The organism is Streptomyces filamentosus (assembly GCF_014654895.1).
Lineage (GTDB): Bacteria > Actinomycetota > Actinomycetes > Streptomycetales > Streptomycetaceae > Streptomyces > Streptomyces filamentosus.
Map to the genome: position 1 here is coordinate 479,702 of NZ_BNBE01000001.1, position 26,081 is coordinate 505,782.

The 26,081-nt window shown below is 74.5% G+C and carries 22 protein-coding genes; 15 read left to right on the top strand and 7 right to left on the bottom strand.

From position 1 onward, the window contains the following. Window positions 1–13 precede the first annotated feature (13 nt). Together IE326_RS02155 and IE326_RS02160 are read right to left on the bottom strand one after the other, a co-directional pair. Complete coding sequence (locus IE326_RS02155) at window positions 14–1,729, bottom strand: protein phosphatase 2C domain-containing protein (RefSeq protein WP_190040671.1); 1,716 nt, start codon at window positions 1,727–1,729, stop codon at window positions 14–16. A 123-nt stretch (window positions 1,730–1,852) separates the two neighbouring features. Then, window positions 1,853–5,623, bottom strand: coding sequence for a S8 family peptidase (locus IE326_RS02160; protein WP_190040672.1), 3,771 nt, complete (start codon window positions 5,621–5,623; stop codon window positions 1,853–1,855). Window positions 5,624–5,855: 232 nt separating this feature from the next. On the opposite strand from IE326_RS02160, the gene IE326_RS02165 reads away from it, so the two are divergent. Together IE326_RS02165 and IE326_RS02170 are read left to right on the top strand one after the other, a co-directional pair. Continuing rightward, the gene (locus IE326_RS02165; protein ID WP_150235691.1) at window positions 5,856–6,839 is read left to right on the top strand and encodes a helix-turn-helix domain-containing protein; all 984 of its coding nucleotides are present in this window, start codon (window positions 5,856–5,858) and stop codon (window positions 6,837–6,839) included. 166 nt (window positions 6,840–7,005) lie between these two features. Beyond that, on the top strand, window positions 7,006–7,488 hold the full coding sequence (locus IE326_RS02170) for a DUF456 domain-containing protein (RefSeq protein ID WP_150235693.1): 483 nt from the start codon (window positions 7,006–7,008) through the stop codon (window positions 7,486–7,488). Here the strand turns inward: IE326_RS02170 and IE326_RS02175 are convergent. From IE326_RS02175 to IE326_RS02185, 3 genes are all read right to left on the bottom strand, one after another. After that, window positions 7,475–8,818 (bottom strand): bifunctional transcriptional activator/DNA repair enzyme AdaA, encoded by a 1,344-nt coding sequence (locus IE326_RS02175; protein WP_229915172.1) that lies wholly within the window; start codon window positions 8,816–8,818, stop codon window positions 7,475–7,477. The genes IE326_RS02170 and IE326_RS02175 overlap by 14 nt on opposite strands. Before the next feature lie 100 nt (window positions 8,819–8,918). Further along, window positions 8,919–10,046, bottom strand: coding sequence for a ribosome small subunit-dependent GTPase A (gene rsgA, locus IE326_RS02180; RefSeq protein ID WP_190040674.1), 1,128 nt, complete (start codon window positions 10,044–10,046; stop codon window positions 8,919–8,921). Window positions 10,047–10,334: 288 nt separating this feature from the next. Further along, a complete protein-coding gene (locus IE326_RS02185; RefSeq protein ID WP_150235700.1) occupies window positions 10,335–11,291 on the bottom strand; it encodes a GlxA family transcriptional regulator in 957 nt (318 codons plus the stop codon). Window positions 11,292–11,415: 124 nt separating this feature from the next. On the opposite strand from IE326_RS02185, the gene IE326_RS02190 reads away from it, so the two are divergent. Next, on the top strand, window positions 11,416–12,348 hold the full coding sequence (locus IE326_RS02190) for an NADP-dependent oxidoreductase (RefSeq protein ID WP_150236279.1): 933 nt from the start codon (window positions 11,416–11,418) through the stop codon (window positions 12,346–12,348). 114 nt (window positions 12,349–12,462) lie between these two features. Next, window positions 12,463–12,870, top strand: a complete 408-nt coding sequence (locus IE326_RS02195) for a VOC family protein (protein WP_150236280.1) — start codon at window positions 12,463–12,465, stop codon at window positions 12,868–12,870. Here IE326_RS02195 and IE326_RS02200 read toward each other — a convergent pair. Further along, complete coding sequence (locus tag IE326_RS02200) at window positions 12,795–13,544, bottom strand: helix-turn-helix domain-containing protein (RefSeq protein ID WP_190042129.1); 750 nt, start codon at window positions 13,542–13,544, stop codon at window positions 12,795–12,797. The two genes, IE326_RS02195 and IE326_RS02200, sit on opposite strands and share 76 nt — an antisense overlap. Window positions 13,545–13,602: 58 nt before the next feature. After that, window positions 13,603–14,727 (bottom strand): YihY/virulence factor BrkB family protein, encoded by a 1,125-nt coding sequence (locus tag IE326_RS02205; protein ID WP_190040675.1) that lies wholly within the window; start codon window positions 14,725–14,727, stop codon window positions 13,603–13,605. A gap of 17 nt (window positions 14,728–14,744) precedes the next feature. Between IE326_RS02205 and IE326_RS02210 the strand changes: the two genes are divergently transcribed. The 11 genes from IE326_RS02210 to IE326_RS02255 all read left to right on the top strand — a co-directional run bounded on the left by IE326_RS02210 (window position 14,745) and on the right by IE326_RS02255 (window position 26,069). Beyond that, the gene (locus tag IE326_RS02210; protein WP_190040676.1) at window positions 14,745–16,382 is read left to right on the top strand and encodes an acyl-CoA dehydrogenase family protein; all 1,638 of its coding nucleotides are present in this window, start codon (window positions 14,745–14,747) and stop codon (window positions 16,380–16,382) included. Between the two features lie 433 nt (window positions 16,383–16,815). Beyond that, window positions 16,816–18,129 carry a helix-turn-helix domain-containing protein gene (locus IE326_RS02215; protein WP_229915173.1) on the top strand — a complete coding sequence of 438 codons (1,314 nt, stop codon included), beginning with the start codon at window positions 16,816–16,818 and terminating at the stop codon, window positions 18,127–18,129. Window positions 18,130–18,394: 265 nt separating this feature from the next. Further along, the gene (locus IE326_RS02220; RefSeq protein ID WP_150235706.1) at window positions 18,395–18,964 is read left to right on the top strand and encodes a GNAT family N-acetyltransferase; all 570 of its coding nucleotides are present in this window, start codon (window positions 18,395–18,397) and stop codon (window positions 18,962–18,964) included. Window positions 18,965–19,109: 145 nt separating this feature from the next. Then, on the top strand, window positions 19,110–19,193 hold the full coding sequence (locus tag IE326_RS41795; protein WP_311136957.1) for a putative leader peptide: 84 nt from the start codon (window positions 19,110–19,112) through the stop codon (window positions 19,191–19,193). Window positions 19,194–19,318: 125 nt separating this feature from the next. Further along, window positions 19,319–21,016 (top strand): nitrite/sulfite reductase, encoded by a 1,698-nt coding sequence (locus IE326_RS02225; RefSeq protein WP_150235708.1) that lies wholly within the window; start codon window positions 19,319–19,321, stop codon window positions 21,014–21,016. After that, window positions 21,013–21,192: a hypothetical protein gene (locus tag IE326_RS02230; RefSeq protein ID WP_190040677.1), complete on the top strand. Its 180-nt coding sequence runs from the start codon at window positions 21,013–21,015 to the stop codon at window positions 21,190–21,192. Before IE326_RS02225 ends, IE326_RS02230 begins: the two co-directional genes overlap by 4 nt. Beyond that, the gene (locus tag IE326_RS02235; protein WP_190040678.1) at window positions 21,189–21,905 is read left to right on the top strand and encodes a phosphoadenylyl-sulfate reductase; all 717 of its coding nucleotides are present in this window, start codon (window positions 21,189–21,191) and stop codon (window positions 21,903–21,905) included. Before IE326_RS02230 ends, IE326_RS02235 begins: the two co-directional genes overlap by 4 nt. Next, on the top strand, window positions 21,905–22,471 hold the full coding sequence (cysC, locus tag IE326_RS02240; protein WP_150235714.1) for an adenylyl-sulfate kinase: 567 nt from the start codon (window positions 21,905–21,907) through the stop codon (window positions 22,469–22,471). Before IE326_RS02235 ends, cysC begins: the two co-directional genes overlap by 1 nt. Then, window positions 22,468–23,403, top strand: coding sequence for a sulfate adenylyltransferase subunit CysD (gene cysD, locus IE326_RS02245; RefSeq protein ID WP_150235717.1), 936 nt, complete (start codon window positions 22,468–22,470; stop codon window positions 23,401–23,403). Before cysC ends, cysD begins: the two co-directional genes overlap by 4 nt. Beyond that, on the top strand, window positions 23,403–24,743 hold the full coding sequence (locus tag IE326_RS02250; RefSeq protein ID WP_150235719.1) for a sulfate adenylyltransferase subunit 1: 1,341 nt from the start codon (window positions 23,403–23,405) through the stop codon (window positions 24,741–24,743). Before cysD ends, IE326_RS02250 begins: the two co-directional genes overlap by 1 nt. A gap of 204 nt (window positions 24,744–24,947) precedes the next feature. Continuing rightward, complete coding sequence (locus IE326_RS02255; RefSeq protein WP_190040679.1) at window positions 24,948–26,069, top strand: aliphatic sulfonate ABC transporter substrate-binding protein; 1,122 nt, start codon at window positions 24,948–24,950, stop codon at window positions 26,067–26,069. Window positions 26,070–26,081 lie beyond the last annotated feature (12 nt).

The window sequence follows — 26,081 nt, forward strand, 5'->3', positions numbered from 1 at the left end:
ACGGCCCGGCTCCTCACGCCTCCCAGACCGCGGCTCCCGTACGGTCATCGGCGTACCCCGTCACCCTCAGCTGGGTGTCGGCGAGGAAGGCGGCGAGGCCGGGCGGCTCGGCGCCGGCCCAGCGGGCCGCCAGCTCGCGGGCGAGGGCGGGTTCGCCGCGCATCGGCTCGGCGAGGCCGGGCGAGGCGAGGAGGAGGGTGTCGCCGGGCCGGGCCACCGAGGCGCGGAAGCGGAAGGGCTCGGCGGGCGGCGGGACGGGGTCCTCGACGAGCGGCCCGGGGGCGGTGGTGATGCCGAGGTCCATGGTGAGCCGGTCGCCCTCGTCGGTCGCTTCCGGAACTCCGTGCGGCGGGGTCGAGCCGAAGCCGACGACGGGCGCGCCGGCGGCCGCGGCGGGGTCCGGGAGCAGCGGCTCGATGTCCTGCCAGGCGCCGTCGCGGAGACGGAAGAGCCCGCCGCCGCCGACGCCGAAGAAGACGCGGGTGCGGCAGTCGGGGTCGGCGGGGATCAGCAGGCAGCGCAGGGTGGCGGTGTACGCGTCGGGCGCCAGGCCCCGCTCGGCGGCGCCGGCCCGGAGCCGGCCGTAGGTGCGGTCGGTGAGCCGGTGCAGTCCGGACTTGAGGTCGCCGCGGCGGCCGGAGCGGATGTCCTCGGAGAGGCGGGCGTGGCTGCGGCCGACGGCCTCGCCGATCCAGCGGCAGACGTCCCCGGCGGCGAGGTGGGCCTCGTCGGCGGCGCGGGAGCCCGCGGCGACGGCGACGAGCACGAGGGCGGCCTCGTCGTGTCCGAAGCGGGCGGTGAGGAGGGCGTCGCGGCGGGGCTCGCCCCGGTAGCGGGCCGAGTCGCCGCGCACGGAGGCGGCGCGGAGGGTGGCGGAGCCGTAGCGGGCGCCGTCGAGGACGGTGTCGGCGACCAGGTCGCCGAGCGCGCCGGGCCGCGCGGCGGGCAGTGCGGTGGGCTCCGCCTCGTACGTGGGCGGTCTGCTGCCGACGAAGCCGGTACGGGGCCGGGGCACGGGCACCTGGAGCGTCGGCTCGTGGCCCCCGGCGGCCCGCACCTGGACCTGGACGGTGGCGTCCTCCCCCGCGGCCGCCTCCGGCGCGGGCGCGGGGTCGGGTTCCGGTGCCCGCGGCGGCGAGGGGAAGGTGCGGGGCCCCGTCCCGGTCCCGGCCCCCGGCGCCTCCCAGGGCGCGGGCCCGAACGCCACGGGCGGCAGCACGGTCCGCACGGGCGGCGGGGCGGCGGGCGGCGCGGACGGGGCCGGGGGCGCGGCGGGCGGAGCCGGGGGCGCGGCGGCGGGCGGGCGGACCGGCGGCGGTACGGCGGCCTCCGGCGCGGCCGGCGCCGTCGGGGTCCGCGGCGCGGCGGCCGGGGCCTGGACCGGGGGCGCGGGAAGCACCGGCCGGGGCGGCGGGGGCGCGGCGGCCGGGACCGGCGGGGCGGGCACGGCGGGGTGGGCCGGGGGCGGCGGACCGACGGCCGTCTCAGGAGCCGGAGCCTGAGCCTGTGTCGGGGCCGGGGCCTGTGTGGGGGCCGGGGGCGCGGCGGCCGGAGGGCCGGGCGCCGGCTCGGGCTCCGGGGCCGGGCGGGGTGGTGGGGCGGTGGGTGCGGTGGCGCGGGTGGCGGAGGCGAAGCGGGCGTCGAGGCTGTCGCCCGAGGCCGCCGGGGCGGTGTCCTCCGCCGCGTCGTCGTAGAGAGCGTCCCACCAGTGGTCCCCCTGCTGCGTCATGCCCTTATTGTCCACCGCGGGCGGCGCGGGAAAACGGGACACGAGGAAAACCGTTGCGGCGAATGGGTGGTCCGCCGGACGGCCCCACCCCCCACGGGAAGGACGTCCGGCGGACCGGCGTGGTCAGCGCACGTCGTAGGCGCGGACCACGGTCTGGGTGACGGAGTTGCCTTCGGCGTCCGTCAGTTCGGTCTTCAGGGTGACCTGCTTGCCCGTCGCGCCCGCGTGGTTCACGGTCGCGACCCACTCGCCGCCCGCCTTGGCGACCCGGGCCTCGGTCCAGGTGGTGCCGCCGTCGTAGGAGTACGAGAGCGCGGCCGAGGCGAGGTCGCCGGGCTGGTGGCCCGCGTGTCCGGTGGCGGTGAGGCGGATCCGCTGGCCGTCGGTGGCGGCGAGGGTCTTGAGCCCGTCCACCGGCAGGTCGTACCGGGGGAAGAGGATCGGGATGCCCTGAGAATAGACGGTCTCGTCGAGCCGGGAGGTGAATTTCCAGATCGAGCGCACGGAGGTGGAGCGGGCCCAGTTCCGGTTGCCGAGCTTCATGGTGTTCTGTTCCAGCTCGTACGTGCCCTCTTCGGCGGGCACCTCGAAGGCGCCGAAGGGCCAGGCGTTGCGGCCGATCTCGATGCCGTCGCGGCGCAGCAGCAGGTTGCCGATGTCGCCGAAGGAGCCGGGCTCGGCGTAGTGGGAGCCGTCGCCCCACATGGCGGCCTGGAACCCGATGAGGTTGCCCTGCCGCTCGGAGACGAGGACGGGCTCGCCCTGGGCGTCCCGGGGGGCGGTGGGGGCGATGACGCCGTCGTACCAGCGCTCGGTGCGACGCTCGCCCGCGGTGTACGCGTGCCGGTCGCCGACCATCAGCTCTCCGTAGGGGAAGCTGCTGCCGGTCATCTGCTGCCAGGAGGTGTCGCCGGGCGTGTAGTACTCGGTGCGGCTGCCGGGGGCGGGCACGGTCTCCAGGCCGGCGAAGCCGACGGAGACGCCGTTCGGACGGTACGCGGCGGGGAAGTTCATGAAGTCCGCGGCGACGCCGGCCGAGCCGACGGTGACGTCCGAGCGGCCGAGGCGGGAGTCGCGGACCCGGTAGGTCCGGTCGTCCTCGATCTCGCCGGTCTCGGGGAAGGCGAGCGAGTAGACGTACGCGGGCTTGGCCGCGGCCTTCCAGTGCAGGGTGACCTCTCCGGCGGCGAGCCGCTCGCGCAGCGCGGCGGCCTCGGCGGCCGGGATGCCGAGCGCGGGCAGTCCGGCGCCGGTGAAGCCGCCGGCGGGGTACCAGCGGGCCGCCGACTCGTGGTGGACGAGCACCCCGACCGCGCCCGCGGTCCTGGCGTCGCGGGCGAGGGCGGAGACGCTGGTGCTGTCGTCGGGGAGGCGGACCAGCGCGATCCGGCCCTGGACCCCGGCGGCCCTCAGTTCGTCGGGGGTGCCGGTGCCGGCGTCGGCGAGCACGGCGGAGCCGGTGCCGTCGAGGTTGTCGGAGCCGGTGGACGCGGTGACCGGGTGGAGGTCCAGGCCGTCGCCGGTGCGCAGCGAGGAGAGCTGCGGGGCGGTGGCGCGCCAGTAGCTGCCGGACTCGAAGGAGCCGTCACGGGCCTCGCCCTCGACGGAGGCGTAGTAGCCGCGGATGGTGCGCGGGCCGATGGCGGTCCCGGCGTGCAGCCAGGTGTCGTCCCAGGAGCGGGCGAACGCGAGGGTGGTGCCGCGGAGTTCGGACGGGCGCTCGGTGCGGACGGAGAGCCTGGCGGCCTCGCGGGCGTCGAGGACGACGGTGGTGTCCTTCCGCACCTCGACCTGCGGCCGGGCCAGGTGGGTGAGCGAGTCGGTCAGCGTGGCGCCCTCGCCGGCGTCGGGGGTGGTGACGAAGGAGGTGAGGAAGTAGCTGCCGGGACGCACCCGGAAGACCTGGTCGGCGGCGCCCTCGTTGAAGCGGCGTTCGCCGGTGGCGGTGTCGGTGCCGATGACGTCGAGCGAGGACGCGCCGTCGGCGGGCCTGCCCCGACGGTCGATCAGCTTGACGCGGAGGGTGACGGTCTCGGGCTCGACGTAGAGCGAGAACGGGGTGGAGACGTGGACGCCGCCGCGGCCGGTGGCGACGACCCTGCCCGTGACGTCGCCGTACTGCGCGCGCTCCAGGCGGGCGCTGGGGTCGAGGATCAGCGGCACCCGGACGGTGGCGCCGGCGGGGACGGTGACGCGGCGCTCGCCGAGGCGGGCGACGGCGGACCGGACGGCGGAGCCGTCGTTGCCGGTGACCTTCTCGACGGCGAGGTCGAGGGTGACGGGCCGGTCCCCGGTGTTGGTGTAGGGGACGGTGACCGTGGTGCGGTCGCTCCTGTCCTGCGGCCAGTGGTGGGTGCCGCCCTGGACGGCGGGGGCGGAGAGGACCGTCTGGTCGATCGCGGCCTTGACGTCGAGCCGGCCGCCGCCGGTCTCCCGGACGTCGCCGGGGATGTCGGTCTCGGCGGAGGCGACGAGCGCGGCCTTCAACTGCTGGGCGGTCCAGTCGGGGTGACGCTGCTTCAGGATCGCGGCGGCGCCGGCGACGTGCGGGGTGGCCATCGACGTACCGGACATCGACCGGTACGCGTAGATGCCCCGGCCGCCGGCGGCGGCCGCGGAGATGCCGACGCCGGGGGCGGCGATCTCCGGCTTGAGGGTGTGGGCCTCGTTGGCCATCGGGCTGCGGCTGGAGAAGTACGCGGTGGAGTCGTCGCGGTCGGTGGCGCCGACGGTGAGGACGCTGGGCGCGCAGCCGGGCGAGGAGACCGAGTTGAGGGACGGGCCGGTGTTGCCGGCCGCGATGACGAAGAGGGTGCCCTCGTTCTGCGCGAGCTTCTCGGCGGCGGCGCTCATCGGGTCGTCGCAGTCGGTCTCCGAGGGGTTGCCGAGGCTCATGGAGACGACGTCGGCGCCCTGGGCGACGGCCCACTCCATGCCGGCGATGATCCACGAAGCGGCTCCGGATCCGGAGTCGTTGAGCACCTTGCCGTTGAGGAGCCGCGCGCCGGGGGCGACGCCCTTCTTCCGGCCGCCGCTCGCGGCGCCGGAGCCGCCGACGGTGGAGATGGTGTGGGTGCCGTGGCCCTGGAAGTCGTCGGCGGTGTCGGAGTCGGTGAAGTTCTCCGAGACGTCGATCCGGCCCTTCAGGTCGGGGTGTTCGGCGTCGGCGCCGGTGTCGAGGACCGCGACCTTGGTGCCGGTGCCGTCGTAGCCGGCGGCCCACGCCTCGGGGGCGTGCACCTGCGCGGTCGAACGCTCCAGGAGCGCCTCGACCTTGCGGTCCAGCCAGAGCTTCTCGATGCCGGCGGAGGCGGAGCGGGCGGCGGGTGCGGAGACCTCGGCCCAGAAGGTGGCGGCCTGCTTCTTCTCGGCCCGGAGGGCGACGCCGCCGATGGTCTTGAGGACCTGGCCGCGACGGGCGCCGCGCGGGGCGGCCGGGGTGGTGCGGGCGGTGGCGCCGGAGCCGTAGACGGCGATGAGCGGCAGCGTGGCGGTGGAGGCGTCGTCGTAGCCCTGGCGGACCAGGCCGGTGACGTTGAACAGCTCCTCGTCGACCAGGTCGGCGGCGAGCGCGTCGGTGGCGCCCTCGGGGTAGACGTACAGGTCCTGGCCGGAGCGGCGGGTCTGGACCAGGGGCACGGTGCCGTCCTCGCGGGGCAGCACGGTGGCGGCGGGGTTGCCCCGCTCGTCCCGGCCGACCAGGACGCGGTCGCCGGTGACCAGGGTGACCGTGGCGGGCCGCTCCCCGGTGCGGGCCTGGGCCTCGCTGCCGACCGGCGGGCGTTCGGCCGGGGCGCCGGCCTGCGGCTGGGCCGCGACGGACGGCAGGGCCGCGGTGACGGCCAGGACGGCGGCGGTCGCCGCCCCCAGGGCCGTACGCGAAATCGGGCGCATCGCTCTCCCCATCAGAATCCGGACAACAGGCGCAAGACACCCGTCTCCGAAGGCGGTTGGTGCTGCGGTGGCGCCACATTGGCAGAGGTGGGGACGGTGCAGGGATGATGGGCGAGGCGGGAATACGCCGTGGCCGTTTCCCGCCAGATCACCAACGGAACGAATGCCTCCGGAGAACACTCGCGGAACGTCCCGCGCGGTGTGCCGGGGGCACGGCGAGGGGCGGGAACCGATGCTGGGAGCGATAGGACTCGACGAGCGGCAGGAGTCGGCCTACCGGGCGCTGATCGCGCTCGGGGCGGCCGAGGTGACCGACCTGGCGCACCGGCTCTCGCTGCCCGAGCAGGACACCGAGCGGGCCCTGCGCCGGCTGGAGGCGCAGGGCCTCGCCGCCCAGTCCTCGGCGCGCACCGGCCGCTGGGTGGCGGCGCCGCCCGCGGTCGCGCTCGGCGCGCTGCTGACCCAGCAGCGGCACGAGCTGGAGCAGGCGGAGCTGGCGGCGGCGCTGCTCGCGGAGGAGTACCGGGCGGAGGCGGCCGAGCCGGCCGTGCACGACCTGGTCGAGGTGGTCACGGGGGCGAGCGCCGTCACCCACCGCTTCCTCCAGCTCCAGCTCGGCGCGACCGAGGAGGTCTGCGCGCTGGTCACCGGCCGGCCGATCGCGGTCACCGGCCTGGAGAACGACGCCGAGGAGCTGGCCGCCGGGCGGGGGGTGAGCTACCGGGTGGTCATCGAGCGGGAGGTGCTGACCCTCCCCACGGGGCTGCTCGAACTGTCGGCGGCGCTCGGCCGCGAGGAGCGGATCCGGGTCGTGGACCGGGTGCCGACCAAGCTGGTGGTGGCCGACCGGAACCTGGCGATGGTCCCGCTCACCGGCCGGGGCGCGGAGCCGGCGGCGCTGGTGGTGCACGCGAGCGGACTGCTGGAGTCCCTGATGGGCCTCTTCGAGGCGGTGTGGCGGGAGGCGCTGCCGCTGCGGCTGGGCGCGGGCGCGCAGATCACCGAGGACCAGGTGCCCGGCCCGGACACCACCGACCTGGAGATCCTCTCCCTGCTGCTCGCCGGGATGACCGACGCGAGCGTGGCCAAGCAGCTGGACCTGGGCCTGCGGACCGTGCAGCGGCGGGTGAAGGGCCTGATGGAACTGGCGGCGGTGACGACCCGCCTCCAGCTGGGCTGGCACGCGTACGAGAAGGGCTGGGTCTCCCGCCGCTGAGGGACGGCCCGGCGCCGGGGAGTGGGGGCCGTCCTGCGCTGCCGGCCACGGGACGGCCCCGCGACCTCGAAGCAGCCCCCGGAGCGGACCCCCGAACGGTCCCCGAGCCGCCCCCGAACGGCCCTCGCGACCTGCGGGGACGCGGCGGATGGGGGAGGCTGGCCGCGTGGGTGTGTGGCAGCTCCTGATGGTGGCGACCGTGATGCTGCTCGGCCTGTTCGGGGTCCTCGCGCCCGGCGTGCCGGGCACCTGGCTGGTGTGGGCGGCCGTGCTCTGGTGGTCGCTGCACGAGCAGACCGGCCTGGCGTGGATCCTGCTGGTGTCCTCGACCGCGCTGCTGCTGCTCACCCAGGTCGTCGTCTGGCAGCTGCCGCCGCGCCGCTTCCGGGGCGTAGGCCTCACCCGCCGGACCATCGGGTACGCGGGCGCGGGCGCCCTCCTCGGCTTCGTGCTGCTGCCGGTGGTCGGCGCGGTCCCCGGCTTCGTCGGCGGGATCTACCTCTCGGAGCGGCTGCGGCTCGGCGGCCACGGCCAGGCCCGCACGGCGACCCGGGCGATCATGCGGGCGGCGGGGACGAGCGTGCTGGTCGAGCTCTTCGCCTGTCTGCTGGTCGTGGGCGCGTGGGCGGGCGCGGTCATCCGGGGGTGACGGCCTCCAGGTAGCGCCGGGCGTACGACCTCCAGGGCGCCCGGCGCGGCGCGTCGGGGACGTCCGGGGCGGGGACGTCCGGGTCGCCGAGGGAGCGGGTGCGGATCAGGGCGGCGGTGCGGGGGCCGACGCCGGGCACGTCCGCGAGCGCGCGGGCGGCCTCGTCGCGGTCGGCGCCCGGGTCGAGGCGGAGGGCGCCGCCGTCGAGGGCGCGGGCGAGCGGCCCGGCGACGGGGTGGCCGGTGAGGTCCGCCGGGGTGGGGAAGAGCGCCCGGAGGGTGCCGTCGGGGGCGTCCAGCGGGGTGCCGTGCTCCGCCAGGACGCGGGCCGACTCCTCGGGGCCGAGCACGGCCCGCAGGGCGTACTCCTCCGGGTCGGCGGCGCCCGGTGAGCGGACGCCGGGGCGGGCGGCGACCTCGGGGGCGAGCAGCGGGTCGGCGGCGAGCCGTTCGGCGACGGCGTACGGGTCGGCGTCGAGGTCGAGGAGGCGGCGCAGCCGGTGCACGGCGGTGGTGAGGTCGCGCAGGTCGGCGAGGTGCAGCCGGGCCTCCAGCCAGGGGCCGGGCGCCCGTTCGCCGACGGCGACGACCCCGGGGCCGTACGGCAGCCGCAGGGTGCGCCGGTAGGTGCGGGCGCCGGGGCGTCCGGTGACCTCCTCGACGCCCGGCAGTGCCTCGGCGGCCAGCAGGTCGAAGACCTCGCCGGCGGCGTACGGGCCCCGGTGGGCGAGGCGCAGCGGGACGCCCGAGGCGGTGGCGGGGACGGCGGCCGTCTCGGCGCGCAGGGCGGTGGGGGTGCGGGCGTAGACGGCCCGGATGGTGTCGTTGAACTGGCGGACGCTGCTGAAGCCCGCGGCGAAGGCGACGTCGGTGACCGGCAGGGCGGTGGTCTGGAGCAGGACCCGGGCGGTGTGGGCCCGCTGGGCGCGGGCGAGCGCCACCGGTCCCGCGCCGAGCTCGGCGGTGAGCTGGCGCTGGACCTGGCGGGTGCTGTAGCCGAGGCGGACGGCGAGGCCGGGGACGCCCTCGCGGTCCACGACCCCGTCGCCGATCATCCGCACGGCCCGGCCGACGACGTCGGCCCGGACGTTCCACGCGGCGGAGCCGGGCACCGCGTCGGGGCGGCAGCGGCGGCAGGCGCGGAAGCCGTGGCCCTGGGCGGCGGCGGCCGTGGGGAAGAAGGCGACGTTCCGCCGCTTGGGGGTGACGGCGGGGCAGCTGGGCCGGCAGTAGATGCCGGTGGTCCGGACGGCGAAGAAGAACTCGCCGTCGAACCGCGCGTCCCTGCTGCTCACCGCCTGGTAGCGGGGGTCGCACTCGTCGTCGGTCATGCCCTCCAGTGTGCGCCGCGGGAACGACGCGCACCGGCGGGATTCGGACATGACGTCGGTGGTGCCGGCGCCCGGTCCGGCGCCGGCCGTCGGGCAGGCCCTAGCGGAGCCGGCCCTCGCGCTTGAAGGCCAGGGCGGCGCGGCCCTCGGCGCCCTTGCGCTTCCAGTCCTTGCGGATCTCGTGGCGCAGGCGGGCGTCGGTCTTGGCGACGAGCCGCTGGTTCTCGCGGAGCAGCTTGTGGTAGCTCTCCAGGCGGCGCACCGAGAGGGTGCCTTCCTCCAGGGCGGCGGCCACCGCGCAGCCGGGTTCGGCCTGGTGGGAGCAGTCGTGGAAGCGGCACTCGGCGGCCAGTTCCTCGATCTCCGCGAAGGTCTGGCCGACGCCGGACTCCGCGTCCCACAGTCCGACGCCGCGCAGGCCGGGGGTGTCGATGAGGACCCCGCCGCCGGGCAGCACGAAGAGGTTGCGGGTGGTCGTGGTGTGTCGGCCCTTGCCGTCCACGTCACGGGCCGCCTGCACGGTCATGACGTCCTCGCCGACGAGGGCGTTGGCGAGGGTGGACTTCCCGGCGCCGGAGACGCCGAGGAGGACGGTGGTGCCGCCGGAGACGATCGCCCGGAGGGTGTCGACGCCCTCGCCGGTGGCGGAGCTGATCGGCACGACCTCGACGCCGGGCGCCGTGCCCTGCACGTCCTCCACCAGGTGGGAGAGGACGACGGGGTCGGGCACCAGGTCGGCCTTGGAGAGGACGACGGTGGGCTGGGCGCCGGACTCCCAGGCGAGGGAGAGGAAGCGCTCGATCCGGCCGAGGTCCAGCTCGACGGCGAGCGAGACGGTGATGACGGCGTGGTCGACGTTGGCCGCGAGGACCTGTCCCTCGGACCGCTTGGACGAGGTCGACCGCGCGAAGGCGGTGCGGCGCGGCAGGCAGGCCCGTACGTACCGGGGGTCGGACGCCCCCTCCGGGTCGACGGCGGCCCAGTCGCCCGTGCACACGACCCGCAGCGGGTCGTGCGGGGTCACGAAGGCGGTGTCGGCGCGGACGACCCCGTGGGCCGTGGCGACGTCGCACTGCCCCCGGTCGACCCTGACGACCCGGCCGGGGAGGAGTCCCTGGGCGGCGTACGGGGCGAAGCTCTCGGCCCAGCCGGCGTCCCAGCCGTGGGCTTCGAGGGAGGACGAAGAGGTCGAGGTGGAGGTGGAGACGGGGGAAAGCGGGAAAGACAAGGGGGACCCTTCGGAGGGCGGCCCCGGCGGCGCGCCGTGCGCGCGGAGATCGAGTGGTGTCAGCCGGAGGCCACGGAGGTGGGAACGATGAACTCCTGAATGCGGGCAGCGCCCGTCACCGTGACAGTCATCACTGTCCTCACCTCCTGCTTGGCGCTCGACGAACCGACACCGCGTCCCCCTGGGGGGAGCGGACGGACGGAACCATAGCCCCGCCGCCCGGCACGGCACCACCGATTTAAATCCGGCATCGGATCCGGGGGCTGGGGCCGCCGCGTCCTCCGGGTCTCACACCGCCGGGGTGGCGGTCCCCCGGAAGGTGCGGCGGTAGGCCATCGGGGAGACGCCGATGGCGGAGTGCAGGTGCTCGCGCAGGGAGGTGCCGGTGGCGAAGCCGACCTGGCCGGCGATGTCGTCGACGGGCAGGTCGGTGGTCTCCAGGAGGTGCCGGGCCCGGGAGACGCGCTGCTGGATGAGCCAGCGGCCGGGGCTCATGCCGACCTCGTCGCCGAAGCGGCGGGCGAAGGTCCGCAGGCTCATCCGGGCGTGGGCGGCGAGCCGGTCCAGGGTCAGCGGTTCGTGGAGGTTCTCCAGCGCCCACTGGCGGGTGGCGGAGGTGCCGTGGGCGGACGGCGGGGGCACCGGGTGCTCGATGTACTGGGCCTGGCCGCCCTCCCGCCACGGCGGTACGACGCAGATCCGGGCCACGTGGTTGGCGACGGCCGCGCCGTGGTCCCGCCGGACGACGTGGAGGCAGACGTCGACGCCGGAGGCGGCGCCGGCCGAGGTCAGCACGTCGCCGTCGTCCACGAACAGCACGTCCGGGTCGAGGTCGACCTGCGGGTACCAGGACCGGAAGACCTCGGCGACGGCCCAGTGGGTGGCGACGGGCCGGCCGTCGAGCAGCCCGGCGGCGGCGAGCACGAAGGCGCCCGTGCAGATGGAGACGAGCCGGGTGCCGGGCCGGATCCGGGCCAGGGCCTCGGCCGCGCCGGGCGGGAGTTCGCGGGCGAGGCGGGAGATGTCGAAGGGCGGCAGCAGCACGGTGTCGGCCTCGGCGAGGATCTCGGGGCCGTGGCCGACCGTGACCGAGAAGTCGGCGTTCGTGGTGACGGGGCCGCCGTCGACGGAGCAGGTCAGGACCTCGTAGCGGTCCTGGAGGGTGCCGAAGACGCGGCTGGGGATGCCCAGCTCGAAGGCGTAGACCCCCTCCAGGGCGAGGACGGCGACGCGGTGGACGGCCATGGCATGATCCCGTCGTAAGTTGGCATTCATGCCATGGTACGGCCGGGGGCGCCCGGGCGAGGCTGGACGCATGACGAACCACGCCGACACGGCCACCGCCCCCGCCACGCCCGCCGCCCCCACCATGCGCGCCATCAGCCAGGACGTCCACGGCGCCCCCGACGTCCTCAGGGAGGTCGTGCTCCCCCGCCCGGTGCCCGGCCCCGGCCAGATCCTCGTCGCCGTCCGCGCGGCCGGGGTGAACCCGACCGACTGGAAGCACCGCACGGCCGGCTTCTTCGTCGACCGCCTGCCGCTCGTCCTCGGCTGGGACGTGTCCGGCGTCGTCGCGGCCGTCGGCTTCGGCGTCACCCTCTTCAAGCCGGGCGACGAGGTCTTCGGGATGCTGCCCTACCCCCACGGCGTCGGCTCCCACGCCGAGTACGTGACGGGCCCCGCCCGCGCCTTCGCCGCCAAGCCCGCCGGCCTCGACCACGTCCAGGCCGGGGCCCTGCCGCTCGCCGCCCTCACCGCGTACCAGGCGCTCGTCGACACCGCCGGGGTCCGCGCGGGGCAGCGGGTGCTGGTCCACGGCGCGGCCGGCGGCGTCGGCCACCTCGCCGTCCAGATCGCGAAGGCCCGGGGCGCGTACGTCATCGGCACCGCCAGCGCCCCGAAGCACGACTTCCTCCGCTCGCTCGGCGCGGACGAGGTCGTCGACTACCGCACCACCGACTTCCGGGACGCCGTCCGGGACGTCGACGTGGTGCTCGACACCGTGTCGGGCGACACCCGCGTCCGCTCCCTCGACGTGCTGCGCCCCGGCGGCGTCCTCGTCGGGCTCCTGCCGGGGACCGACCCCGAGGAGGCCGAGAGGGCCCGGGCCCGCGGGGTCCGCGTGGAGAACCTCCTCGTGGAGGCCGACCACGCCGGGATGAACGCCGTCGCCGCGCTGGCCGCGTCCGGCGCCCTGCGCGCCCACGTCGAGGCCGTCTTCCCCCTGTCCGAGGCCGCCGACGCCCACGCCCTGGGCGAGACGGACCGCACCACCGGCAAGATCGTGCTGACCGTCTCCTGAACCCCCGCCCCCCGGGATCCCGCCGCCGGTTCCGTGGCCGCCTCCGTGTCCGATCCGTACAAGACCGGGCGGGGGCGGCGCGCCTAGCGTGGCGGGATGGACACGACACCTCGCATCGCCCCCCGTCTCGACCTCGTCGGCCTCGTCGTCGCGGACATGGCGGCCTCGCTCGCCTTCTACCGGCGCCTCGGCCTGGACGTCCCGGAGGGCGCCGAGGACGCCCCGCACGTGGAGGCGGCGCTGCCCGGCGGGCTGCGGATCGCCTGGGACACGGAGGAGTCCGTCCGTTCCTTCGACCCGGGATGGACGCGGCCCTCGGGCGGCAACCGGGTCGAGCTGGCCTTCCGGTGCGGGTCGGCCGCGGAGGTGGACGCGGTGTACGCGGAGCTGACCGCCGCCGGGCACCCGGGGCACCTGGAGCCCTGGGACGCCGTGTGGGGCCAGCGCTACGCGGTGGTCCTGGACCCGGACGGCGGCGGGGTCTCGCTCTTCGCGGACGTGCCGGCGGACCCCCGGGCGTAGGCCCCGGGGGTGGTCCCGGCGAGGGCTCGGGTGTCGCGGGTCAGGTGGGCCTGGTCCGCGTAGCCCGCGCGGGCGGCCGCCCGGCCTGGCGGGACCCCGGCCCGCAGCAGGGCCAGGGCGCGCTGGAGGCGGAGGACGCGGGCGAGGGTCTGGGGCCCGTAGCCGAAGGCGTCCAGGGAGAGCCGGTGGAGGCGGCGGACGCCGAGGCCCAGGGCGTCGGCCGTCTCGGCGACGGGGCGGCCCGCGCCGAGCCGGGCGGCGACCGCGCGGAGCAGCGGGTCGGGCGGTCCGGCGTCGGCCGCGCGGCGGAGCCCGTACGCCTCCAGGGCCGCGGCCGGGTCGGGGGCGGCGCCGATCCGGCCGGCGAGGCGGCGGGCCCGGGCGGCGTCCCACAGGTCGGCGAGGTCCACGCGCCGGTCGCGGAGCGCGGCGGCGGGGACGCCGAGGAGGCGGGGGGCGTCGCCGGGGGCGAAGCGGAGTCCGGCGTAGCGGGCGACGGCCTCGGCCGAGCGGTGGGCGCGGGTGTCGGGGCCCGCGACGAGGAGCCGGCCGTCGGCCCAGATCAGGTCCATGCACCCGTCGGGGAGGACGGTCGCGGCGGAGACGACGGGGGCCGGTGCCGTCCGGGTCCACAGGACGGCGCCGTCGAGCCGGGCGGGGCGTTCCTCGTACACCACTCCTCCAGTGTCCCCGCTCCTCCGGCGTGCCCGCGGCTCCGGCGGCCCGCTCCGGTCACTCCTTCTCCCAGCCGGTGTGCAGGCGGGACTTCACGTCGTCCGGGGGGAGGAACCTGGACCAGCGCTCGGGGAACTCGGAGGGCATGTCCGGGTCGTCCTCGTCGACGTCCTCCGCCTCGGCGCGGATCCGGGCGACGAGCTCGGCGGCCTGGACGGCGCGGGCCCGTTCGTTGGCCTCGCGGGCGGCGGCGGTGGCCACGGACGGCCAGACGCGGTCGATGGCCGCGTTCACGGCGGCGCCGACGAGGACCGCGAAGGCGGAGACGCCGATCCACAGCAGGATGGCGATGGGGGCGGCGAGCGAGCCGTAGATGGTGGGGCCCTCGACCTGGCTGGTGAGGTAGATCCGCAGCAGGAAGCTGCCGAACGCCCACATCGCGAGGGCGACGAGCGCGCCCGGGATGTCCTCGATCCACGGCGATCTGACGGGGACGGAGACGTGGTAGAGCGTGGTGAGGAAGGCGATGGAGAGCAGGATGACGGCCGGCCAGTAGAGGACGGCGACGACGTCGGTGCCCCAGGGGACGAGTTCGACGACCCGGTCGGGGCCGACGACCGCGAGCGGCAGCACGACGGCTCCGATGAGCAGCGCCACGATGTAGAGGAGCAGCGCGAGGAGCCTGGTCTTGACGATGCCGCGCTGTCCGTCGAGGCCGTACATGACGGTGATGGTGTCGATGAAGACGTTGACCGCGCGGGAGCCGGACCACAGGGCGATGACGAAGCCGATCGAGATGAGATCGGGCCGTTTCGCCCGGGTGATGTCGTCGAGGATCGGCTGCGCGATCTCGGCGACGCCCCGGTCGGAGAGGATCGTTCCGGCCGCCCGGAGGATGTTCTCCTCGATGCTGGCGACGGTGTCGGTGTTGGTCCAGTCGTCGGCGTAGCCGAGGACGGCGATGAGGCCGAGCAGCAGGGGCGGCAGCGACAGCAGGGTGAAGAAGGCCGCCTCGGCGGCGAGGCCGAGGATCCGGTACTCGATGCACGAGTTGACGGTGTCCTTGAGGAGCAGCCAGACCATCTTCCGCTTGGAGACGTTGCGGTAGAGGACGCGGGCCCGGTGGAGCCTGCTCCAGGGTCGCCGCTCCGGCCGTTCGGGTGTTTCGCTTGCTGCCTGCACCTGCTTACCGTATCGGCATGGAAGCGGGCACCCACACAGTGACCAACCAGGCTCCGCCCCTGGTGGGGTACGACGTCTACGCGTGCGACCGGGCGCTGTCGGAGGCGGTCGCCCGCCACCTGCCCGGGGAGCTGTACGGCGAGGCCGAACGGGAGCTCGGGGCACTGGGCCGGGCGACCGGTTCGGAGCAGGTCCGGGAGTGGGGCGAGCAGGCGAACGCCTTCCCGCCGCGGCTGCGGACCCACGACCGGTACGGCCGCCGGATCGACGAGGTCGACTTCCATCCGGCCTGGCACCGGCTCCTCGGGAAGTCGGTGGCGGCGGGGCTGACGGACGCCTGGGGGCGGCCCGGCGGGCACGTGCGGCGCGCGGCCGGTTTCCTGGTGGCCACGCAGGCGGAGGCCGGGCACGGCTGCCCGGTGTCGATGACGCACGCGGCGGTGCCCGCGCTGCGGGCCGAGCCGGAGGTGGCCGCGGTGTGGGAGCCCCTGGCCGCGTCCCGGGTGTACGAGCGGGAGCTCCGTCCGGCCGCCTCGAAGGCGGGGGTGCTGCTCGGCATGGGCCTGACGGAGAAGCAGGGCGGCAGCGACGTACGGGCGAACACGACGTCGGCGCGTCCCCTCGCGGCGGCCGGGGAGTATGTCCTGACGGGGCACAAGTGGTTCTGCTCGGCGCCGATGTCGGACGCCTTCCTGGTGCTCGCGCGGGCTCCCGGGGGGCTGACCTGTTTCCTGGTGCCCCGGGTGCTGGACGACGGGTCCCGGAACGCCTTCGCGCTCCAGCGGCTCAAGGACAAGCTCGGGAACCGTTCGAACGCCTCCGCGGAGGTGGAGTTCGACGGGACGACGTGGGCGCGCCGGATCGGCGAGGAGGGCCGCGGGCTGCGGACCGTGATGGGGATGGTGGCGGCGACCCGGCTGGACTGCGTGCTCGGGTCGGCGGCGCTGATGCGGCAGGCGGTGGCGCAGGCCGTGCACCACGCCTCGTACCGCGCGGCCTTCGGCGGGCTCCTCGTGGACAAGCCGCTGATGCGGAACGTGCTGGCGGACCTGGCGGTGGAGTCGGAGGCGGCGACCGTCCTCGGGATGCGGCTCGCGGCGGCGTACGACTCCGGTACGGAGCGGGACCTGGCGCTGCTGCGGATCGCGGTGCCGGCGGCGAAGTACTGGGTGACGAAGCGGTGCGTGCCGGTGGTGGCGGAGGCCCTGGAGTGCCTGGGCGGGAACGGGTACGTGGAGGAGTCCGGGCTGCCCCGGCTGCTGCGGGAGTCGCCGCTGAACTCGGTGTGGGAGGGCGCGGGGAACGTCCAGGCACTCGACGTGCTGCGGGCGCTGCGGACGGAACCGGCGGCGCTCGACGCGTACCTGCGGGAGGTCGGGGAGGCGCGGGGCGCGGACCCACGGCTCGACCGGGCGATCCGCGGGCTGCTGGCGGAGCTGTCCGACCTGGAGGGCGTGGAGGCGCGGGCCCGGCGGCTCGCGGAGCGGCTGGCACTGGTCCTCCAGGGCGCGCTGCTGGTGCGGTGGGCGCCGCCGGAGGTCGCGGACGCGTTCTGCGCGGGGCGGCTGGGCGGCGAGGCGGGCACGGCCTTCGGGACGCTGCCGCCGGCGCCGGGCCTGCGGGCGGTGGTGGAGCGGGCGCGCCCGGTGGAGTGAGGGCGCGGGTTCGCGGGAGGGGCGCTTCGCCGGGGCCGCACCGGGGGCGCCGCTTCAGGGGGCTCGGTCGTGCCGCGAGCTGCCGCTTCAGGGGTTTGTGCCGCGCGTACCAGGGGTGGACCTGGCGACCGATGGGCGGGCGCGGGGTCGGCACGCGCGGAAGGCGGGGGTGGTGCTGCGCCGACACGGCACCACCACCCGCCGTCATCAGCTTCACCCCGGGGGGTGGGGTGGGGCCAGAGTTGCAAAGGGTTGCAGGATTGGCCGGACCGGGCTCCGCCGGGGGGTTCCGGGCGGCACGATGGAACCGCGACACTGCCGTCGCGACCCGATACGTCCCTTCGGACACGGTTCGGACGGCGCTCACGACGCTCCGGTCATCCGCCCGGACATGGCAGCACCGATACGGCACACCGGGTGGCGGGAGGGACCGATGGACAACACGCGGCTCGACATGAACACGCGGCTCGACATGAAGCGGCTGGCCGCGATGGACGCCGCCCAGGCGGCCCGCCTGCTGCACCGGGTCCGCGAGGAGACCCTGGCCGGGCGGACCCCGCCGATCGCGCCCCGCCCCGAGATCGACGCCTCCTGGCGGCGGATGGCCCGGCTCGGCCTCGACCCCGACCGGGGCACCAGCAGCGTGCTGCTGCGCCGCGACGAGCTGGAGCAGCGGCGGCGCGGCACGCTGCTCGCCGAGGTGCTGGAGACCCTCAGCTGCGGTCTGGCCGGGATCGCCGACGCCTCCCGCCAGATCATGGTGGTCACCGACGAGCACGGCCGGGTGCTGTGGCGCGAGGGCCACCCCGCCGTCATGCGGCAGGCCACCGGGATCTGCCTGGAGGAGGGCGCGGCCTGGACGGAGGGCGCCACCGGCACCAACGCGGTCGGCACCGCGCTCGCCACCCGCCGGGCGGTCCAGGTCCACTCCGCCGAGCACTACGTGCAGGCGCTGCACAACTGGACCTGCGCGGCGGCGCCCGTCCACGACCCGCGCGACCGGCGGCTGCTCGGCGTCCTGGACGTGAGCGGCCCGGCGTCCACCTTCCACCCCTCGATGCTGGCGCTCGTGGGCTCGGTCGCCCGGCTCGCCGAGGCCGAGCTGCGCGAGCGGCACCGGGGCTCGGTCGAGCGGCTGCGGGCGGTGGCGGCGCCCATCCTGTGCCGGGTCGGCGGGCGGGCCGTCGCGGTCGACGTCCACGGCTGGACGGCGGCGGTCACGGGCCTCGCCCCGGTGGACCGGATCGCACTGCCGAAGACGCTGGGCTCGGGCCGGGTGTGGCTGCCCTCGCTGGGGCTGTGCGCGGTGGAGCCGCTGCCGGGCGGCTGGCTGCTGCGGGTGGAGGAGGACACCGCGCGGGGCGGTACGGAGCCGGGGGCGGCGAGCCGGGTGGTGCTCGACCTGAGCCGGCCGCACCGCCGGACGGTGGCGGTCTCGGGCGAGGCGGGGAACTGGCAGCAGGAGCTGAGCCCGCGCCACGCGGAGCTCCTCTACCTCCTCGCGCTGCATCCGGAGGGGCGGACGGCGGCCGAGCTGGCGCAGGACGTGTTCGGGGACCGGACGAGGACGGTGACGGTCCGGGCCGAGATGTCCCGGGTCCGGCGCACCCTCGCCGGGGTCCTGGCCCACCGCCCGTACCGCTTCCGCGAGGAGATCGCGGTGGAGGTCCTGCGCCCGGCCGCCCCGGAGGACCTGCTCCCCCACTCGGCGGCTCCGGCGGTCCGCACGGCGGGCGCGGCGCGCTGAGCCGGGACGCAGGAACACCGGAGCGCCGGGACGCCGGGAGGGGCTTCGGCACCGGCCCCGACGATCCCGTGTCCACATGGCGGACAATCGGTCCAGTGCGACTGGAGGGCCGGTGCAGGACGGCCGAAGACCCCGGCTCCGTACGGCCGGAGGCCCGGCTCCGTACGACGGGAGACCCGGTCCCGTACGGCCGGAGGCCGGGTCGAGGCCGGATCGGGACCGGCCCGGCCTGGGAATCCGGCGCTCCGCATGATGCGATGAGCCCATGAGCATCACTCTCACCACGTGGTCCCTGGAACAGACCTCGCCCGACGACCTGCGTCCGGCCCGGGTCCCCGAGGGCGACGACATCACCGTCCGCCGGGCCGAGGTCCCCTCCCCCGAGTTCAGCCGCTTCCTCTATACGGCGGTCGGCGGCGACGTGCACTGGGGCGACCGGCTGCCGCTCACGTACGCGCAGTGGAAGGAGATCGCGGAGAAGCCGGGCGCCGAGGTCTGGGTGGCGTACGACCGGGGCACCCCGGCGGGCTACGTGGAGTTCGACCCGCAGGACGACGGGGTCGTGGAGATCGTCTACTTCGGCCTGATCGCCGCCTTCCGGGGCCGCGGCATCGGCGGCCACCTGCTCACCGAGGGCATCCGGCGCGCCTGGGACCTGGCAGAGCGCTGGCCGGACCGGGAGCCGACGAAGCGGGTGTGGCTGCACACCTGCTCGCTGGACGGGCCGCACGCGATGGCCAACTACGAGCGCCGGGGCTTCCGCCTCTTCGACACCAAGGTGGAGACGGCCGAGGAGGGCGAGACGCCGGGGCCGTGGCCGGGGGCGCAGGTCTGACCTTCCGTCCGTTCGCCGTGAAAGGGGCCCTGATCAGGGCCCCTTCCGCGTGACCCAGACCACACTGTCTCATGAGTCGAGACATCAGTGTCCACATAACGGACAATGCTGGACTGGGTCCAAACTCCCGTGACACGCTTCCGCCATGCCTGGAACTGGAACTGCCTTGGTGAGTCGGCGGCACGTCGACCTCGGCCGCATGTCCAGCGCCATCTGTCCGGCGCGCTGAACAGCCAGCACCGCCGCACCCCCTCTCTGCCCGACCCTGCTGCGCACCGCCGCGCCACTCTCTGTCCCTGCGCGCGAGTGTGCAGGTCAGAGCCGCCCTCTCGCAGTCCCGAAGGACAAGACGCCATGGCCGCCACCCCGGAAAACCCCACTCCCGCCACCGCTCGCCGCAAGACCGGGCGCCACCGCGGTGAGGGCCAGTGGGCCGCGGGGCACTTCACCCCGCTGAACGGCAATGAGCAGTTCAAGAAGGACGACGACGGTCTCAATGTGCGGACACGTATTGAGACGATCTACTCGAAGCGTGGATTCGACTCGATCGACCCCAACGACCTGCGCGGGCGCATGCGCTGGTGGGGCCTCTACACCCAGCGGAAGCAGGGCCTGGACGGCACCAAGACCGGCGTGCTGGAGCCGGAGGAGCTGGACGACGAGTACTTCATGCTCCGCGTCCGCATCGACGGCGGCCGGCTGACCACCCGGCAGCTCCGGGTCATCGGCGAGATCTCCGAGGAGTTCGCCCGCGGCACCGCCGACATCACGGACCGGCAGAACGTCCAGTACCACTGGATCCGCATCGAGGACGTCCCCGAGATCTGGAACCGCCTGGAGGCGGTCGGCCTGTCCACCACCGAGGCGTGCGGCGACACCCCCCGCGTCATCCTCGGCTCGCCGGTCGCCGGCATCGCCGAGGACGAGATCATCGACGGCACCCCCGCCATCGACGAGATCCAGCGCCGGATCATCGGCAACAAGGACTTCTCCAACCTGCCCCGCAAGTTCAAGTCCGCCGTCTCCGGCTCGCCGCTGCTCGACGTGGCCCACGAGATCAACGACATCTCCTTCGTCGGCGTGGTCCACCCGGAGCACGGCCCCGGCTTCGACGTCTGGGTCGGCGGCGGCCTCTCCACCAACCCCAAGCTCGGCGTCCGCCTGGGCACCTGGGTCTCCCTGGACGAGGTCCCCGACGTCTACGAGGGCGTCATCTCGATCTTCCGCGACTACGGCTACCGCCGGCTGCGCAACCGCGCCCGCCTGAAGTTCCTCGTCGCCGACTGGGGCCCGGAGAAGTTCCGCCGGGTCCTGGAGGACGAGTACCTGAAGCGGAAGCTGACCGACGGCCCCGCCCCCGCGGAGCCCGCCGGCCGCTGGCGCGACCACGTCGGCGTGCACCGCCAGCAGGACGGCAACTTCTACGTCGGCTTCGCCCCGCGCGTCGGCCGCGTGGACGGTCCCACCCTCACCAAGATCGCCGAACTCGCCGAGGCGCACGGCTCCGGCCGGATCCGCACCACGGCCGAGCAGAAGATGATCGTCCTCGACGTCGTCGAGTCGCAGGTCGACTCGCTCGTCGCCGCCCTGGAGGCGCTGGACCTGCGGGTCACCCCGTCGCCCTTCCGGCGCGGCACGATGGCCTGCACCGGCATCGAGTTCTGCAAGCTCGCCATCGTCGAGACGAAGGGCCGCGGCTCCTCGCTCATCGACGAACTGGAGCGCCGCCTGCCGGAGTTCGACGAGCCGCTGACCATCAACATCAACGGCTGCCCGAACGCCTGCGCCCGCATCCAGGTCGCCGACATCGGCCTCAAGGGCCAGCTGGTCCTGGACGACGACGGCAACCGCGTCGAGGGCTACCAGGTCCACCTGGGCGGTGCCCTCGGCCTGGAGGCCGGCTTCGGCCGCAAGGTCCGCGGCCTCAAGGTCACGGCGGCCGGCCTGCCCGACTACGTCGAGCGCGTCCTCACCCGCTACCAGGCGGAGCGCGAGGACGGCGAGCGCTTCGCCACCTGGGCGGCCCGCGCCTCCGAGGAGGCCCTCTCATGAGCGAGCGTGCCGCGCCGTTCTTCTGCCCCTACTGCGGGGACGAGGACCTGCGCCCGAACGAGCAGGGTCACGGCGCCTGGGAATGCGCCGCGTGCAGCCGAGCCTTCCAGCTGAAGTTCCTGGGGCTCCTCGCCCCGGTGACTTCGGGCGACTCCACTGGAGGGGAAGAGATATGACGGTAAGTCAGGTTTCGGAAGCGACCACCGACGCCGAGCTCAAGGCGCTCGCCGAGCAGGCCGGCCGCGACCTGGAGGACGCCTCCGCACAGGAGATCCTCCAGTGGGCCGTGGGCACCTTCGGCAAGCGGTTCTGCGTCACCTCCTCCATGGAGGACGCGGTCGTCGCCCACCTCGCCTCCCGCGCCATGCCCGGCGTGGACGTCGTCTTCCTCGACACCGGCTACCACTTCGAGGAGACGATCGGCACCCGTGACGCCGTCGAGGCCGTCATGGACGTCAACGTCATCACCCTGACCCCGCGTCAGACCGTGGCCGAGCAGGACGCCGAGCACGGTCCGAAGCTGCACGACCGCGACCCCGACCTGTGCTGCGCGCTGCGCAAGGTCAAGCCGCTCCAGGAGGGGCTGACCGGCTACGCCGCGTGGGCGACCGGCCTGCGCCGCGACGAGTCCCCGACCCGGGCGAACACCCCGGTCGTCGGCTGGGACGAGAAGCGGCGGAAGGTGAAGGTCTCCCCGATCGCCCGCTGGACCCAGGACGACGTGGACGCGTACGTGACGGAGCACGGCGTCCTCACCAACCCGCTCCTCATGGACGGTTACGCCTCCGTCGGCTGCGCCCCCTGCACCCGCCGCGTCGAGGCGGGCGAGGACGCCCGCGCCGGCCGCTGGGCCGGCCGCGCCAAGACCGAATGCGGGCTGCACGGCTGATGACCACCCCCGACACCCCCCTGGAGAATCACGTGACCGGTGCCACCGTCTGGCTCACCGGCCTGCCGAGCGCCGGCAAGACCACGATCGCCTACGAGCTGGCCGGCCGGCTGCGCGAGGAGGGCCGCCGCGTCGAGGTCCTCGACGGCGACGAGATCCGCGAGTTCCTCTCCGCCGGACTGGGCTTCTCCCGCGAGGACCGGTTCACCAACGTGCAGCGGATCGGCTTCGTCGCCGAACTCCTCGCCTCGCACGGCGTGACCGTCCTCGTGCCGGTCATCGCCCCGTACGCCGACAGCCGCGAGGCCGTCCGCAAGCGCCACCAGGCCGAGGGCACCGCCTTCGTCGAGGTCCACGTGGCCACCCCGGTCGACGTCTGCTCCGTCCGCGACGTCAAGGGCCTCTACGCCAGGCAGGCGGCCGGCGAGATCTCCGGCCTGACCGGCGTCGACGACCCGTACGAGGTCCCCGAGGCGCCCGATCTGCGGATCGAGTCCCAGAACCAGACCGTGCAGGAGTCCGCGGCGCAGCTCCACGCGCTGCTCACCGAGAGGGGTCTGCTGTGACCACCGTTGCCCACGCCCACGACACCACGGACAGCCCGTTCGCGCTGTCGCACCTGGACTCGCTGGAGTCGGAGGCGGTGCACATCTTCCGTGAGGTGGCGGGCGAGTTCGAGCGGCCGGTGATCCTGTTCTCCGGCGGCAAGGACTCCATCGTCATGCTGCACCTGGCCCTGAAGGCCTTCGCTCCCGCGCCGGTGCCCTTCACGCTCCTGCACGTCGACACCGGGCACAACTTCCCCGAGGTCCTCGCCTACCGCGACCGCGCCGTCGCCCGGCACGGGCTGCGCCTCCACGTCGCCTCCGTGCAGGAGTACATCGACGCGGGGAAGCTGCGCGAGCGTCCGGACGGGACCCGCAACCCGCTCCAGACCGTGCCGCTGACCGAGGCCATCCAGCAGCACCGCTTCGACGCCGTCTTCGGCGGCGGGCGCCGCGACGAGGAGAAGGCCCGCGCCAAGGAACGCGTCTTCTCCCTGCGCGACGAGTTCTCCCAGTGGGACCCGCGCCGCCAGCGCCCGGAGCTGTGGCAGCTGTACAACGGCCGGCACGCCCCGGGTGAGCACGTGCGGGTCTTCCCGCTGTCGAACTGGACCGAGCTGGACGTGTGGCAGTACATCGCCCGGGAGGGCATCGAGCTGCCGGAGATCTACTTCGCCCACGAGCGCGAGGTGTTCGCCCGCAACGGGATGTGGCTGACCGCCGGCGAGTGGGGCGGTCCGAAGGAGACCGAGACGGTCGAGAAGCGGCTGGTCCGCTACCGCACCGTCGGCGACATGTCGTGCACGGGTGCCGTCGACTCCGACGCCACCACGCTCGACGCCGTGATCGCCGAGATCGCCGCCTCCCGCCTCACCGAACGGGGCGCCACCCGCGCCGACGACAAGATGTCCGAGGCCGCGATGGAAGACCGCAAGCGCGAAGGGTACTTCTAATGAGCACGTCCACCGAGCAGTTCGCCGACGTCTCGGCCACCACCCTGCTGCGTTTCGCCACCGCCGGTTCCGTCGACGACGGCAAGTCCACCCTGGTGGGCCGGCTGCTGCACGACTCCAAGTCGGTCCTCACCGACCAGCTGGAGGCCGTGGAGCACGCCTCCCGCTCGCGCGGCCAGGAGGCGCCGGACCTGGCGCTGCTCACCGACGGCCTGCGGGCCGAGCGCGAGCAGGGCATCACCATCGACGTGGCCTACCGCTACTTCGCCACCGCCCGCCGCCGCTTCATCCTCGCCGACACCCCCGGCCACGTGCAGTACACCCGCAACATGGTCACCGGCGCCTCCACCGCCGAACTGGCCGTGGTCCTCGTCGACGCCCGCAACGGCGTCGTCGAGCAGACCCGCCGGCACGCCGCCGTCGCCGCCCTCCTCCGCGTCCCGCACGTCGTCCTCGCCGTCAACAAGATGGACCTCGTCGACTACGCCGAGCCCGTCTTCGCCGCGATCGCCGAGGAGTTCACCGCGTACGCCTCCGAGCTCGGCGTCCCGGAGATCACCGCCATCCCGATCTCCGCCCTCGCCGGGGACAACGTCGTGGAACCCTCCGCGAACATGGACTGGTACGGCGGCCCCACGGTCCTGGAGCACCTGGAGACGGTGCCGGTCAGCCACGACCTGACGAGCTGCCACGCCCGCTTCCCCGTGCAGTACGTGATCCGGCCGCAGACCGCCGAGCACCCCGACTACCGCGGCTACGCGGGGCAGATCGCCGCCGGCGCCTTCCGGGTCGGCGAGCAGGTCACCGTGCTGCCCTCCGGGAAGACCTCCACGATCTCCGCGATCGACGCGCTGGGCGAGCCGGTGGACATCGCCTGGGCCCCGCAGTCGGTCACCATCCGGCTCGCGGACGACATCGACATCTCCCGCGGCGACCTCCTCGCCCCGGTGGCCGACGCCCCGGCGACCAGCCAGGACGTCGAGGCGACCGTCTGCCACGTGGCCGACCGGCCGCTCACCGTGGGCCAGCGGGTGCTGCTCAAGCACACCACCCGCACGGTCAAGGCGATCGTCAAGGAGATCCCGTCCCGGCTCACCCTGGACGACCTCTCCCAGCACCCGGAGCCGGGCCGGCTGGTCGCCAACGACATCGGCCGCGTCAAGGTGCGCACCGCCGAGCCGCTGGCGCTCGACGCGTACGCCGACTCCCGCCGCACCGGTTCGTTCCTGCTGATCGACCCGGCCGACGGCACCACCCTCGCGGCGGGCATGGCGGGCGAGTCCTTCGCCACCGCCAAGGCCGCCGCCACCACCGACGACGAGGAAGGCTGGGACTTCTGACGATGGATCAGGACTTCTACGGGACCTTCGCGAAGGAAGGCGGCCGGATCGGCTCCGGCGCCCTCGGCGCGGGCAGAGGAGGTGTCGCACGATGTGCGTGCTGACCTCGGTGCACCGCGCGAGCGGTGCGACACGGCTCCACCCGCTCCACTCCGAACGACACAAACACAGACTTCGAAGACCCTGAAACGAGGGAACACCTCCGTGCCTGCCACCACCCGCACCACCCTGCGCCGCAGCCTGGTCGCCGCCGCCGCCCTGCCCGTCCTGATCGGCGCGCTCGCCTCCTGCGGCTACGGTGCCGAGGCGAAGAAGGACGACGCCGCGGAGAAGGCCCCCGTCGCGGCCGACGCGAAGAAGCTCTCCGCCCCCGAGGTCCGGATCGGCTACTTCCCCAACCTGACGCACGCCACCGCGCTGATCGGCGTCAAGGACGGCCTCATCCAGAAGGAACTGGGCGGCACGGTCCTCAAGCCCCAGACCTTCAACGCCGGCCCGTCCGAGATCGAGGCGCTCAACGGCGGCTCTCTCGACATCGGCTTCATCGGCCCCTCGCCCTCCATCAACGCGTACGTCAAGTCCAAGGGCAAGAACCTGCGGATCATCTCCGGCTCCGCCTCCGGCGGCGTGAAGCTGGTCGTGAACCCGGACAAGATCAAGACCCTGGACGACGTCAAGGGCAAGCGGATCGCCACCCCCCAGAAGGGGAACACCCAGGACGTCGCGCTGCTCAACTGGATCGCCGAGAAGGGCTGGTCGGTCGACCCGGAGTCCGGCAAGGGTGACGTCTCCGTCGTCCGCACGGACAACAAGGTCACCCCGGACGCCTACAAGTCGGGCTCCATCGACGGCGCCTGGGTGCCCGAGCCGACCGCCTCCAAGCTGGTCTCCCAGGGCGCGTCCGTGCTCCTCGACGAGACGTCCCTGTGGCCCGACAAGAAGTTCGTGATCACGAACATCATCGTGTCGCAGAAGTTCCTCTCGGAGCACCCCGACGTGGTCGAGGCCGTGCTGCGGGGCACCGTGAAGACCAACGCGTGGATCAACGCCAACCCGGACAAGGCCAAGGCGTCCGCCAACGCCGCGCTGGAGGCGGAGTCCGGCAAGGCGCTGGCCGCCAAGGTCATCGACCCGGCGTGGCCGAGCATCGCGATCACCAACGATCCGCTGGCCGCGACGCTGAAGACCCAGTCGGAGTGGGCGGTCAAGGCGAAGCTGATCGACCAGCCCGACCTGGCCGGCATCTACGACCTGAAGCTCCTCAACAAGGTGCTGAAGGAAGCCGGTCAGCCCGAGGTCTCCGACGCCGGTCTCGGCGTCAAGTAACAGCCCATCCCC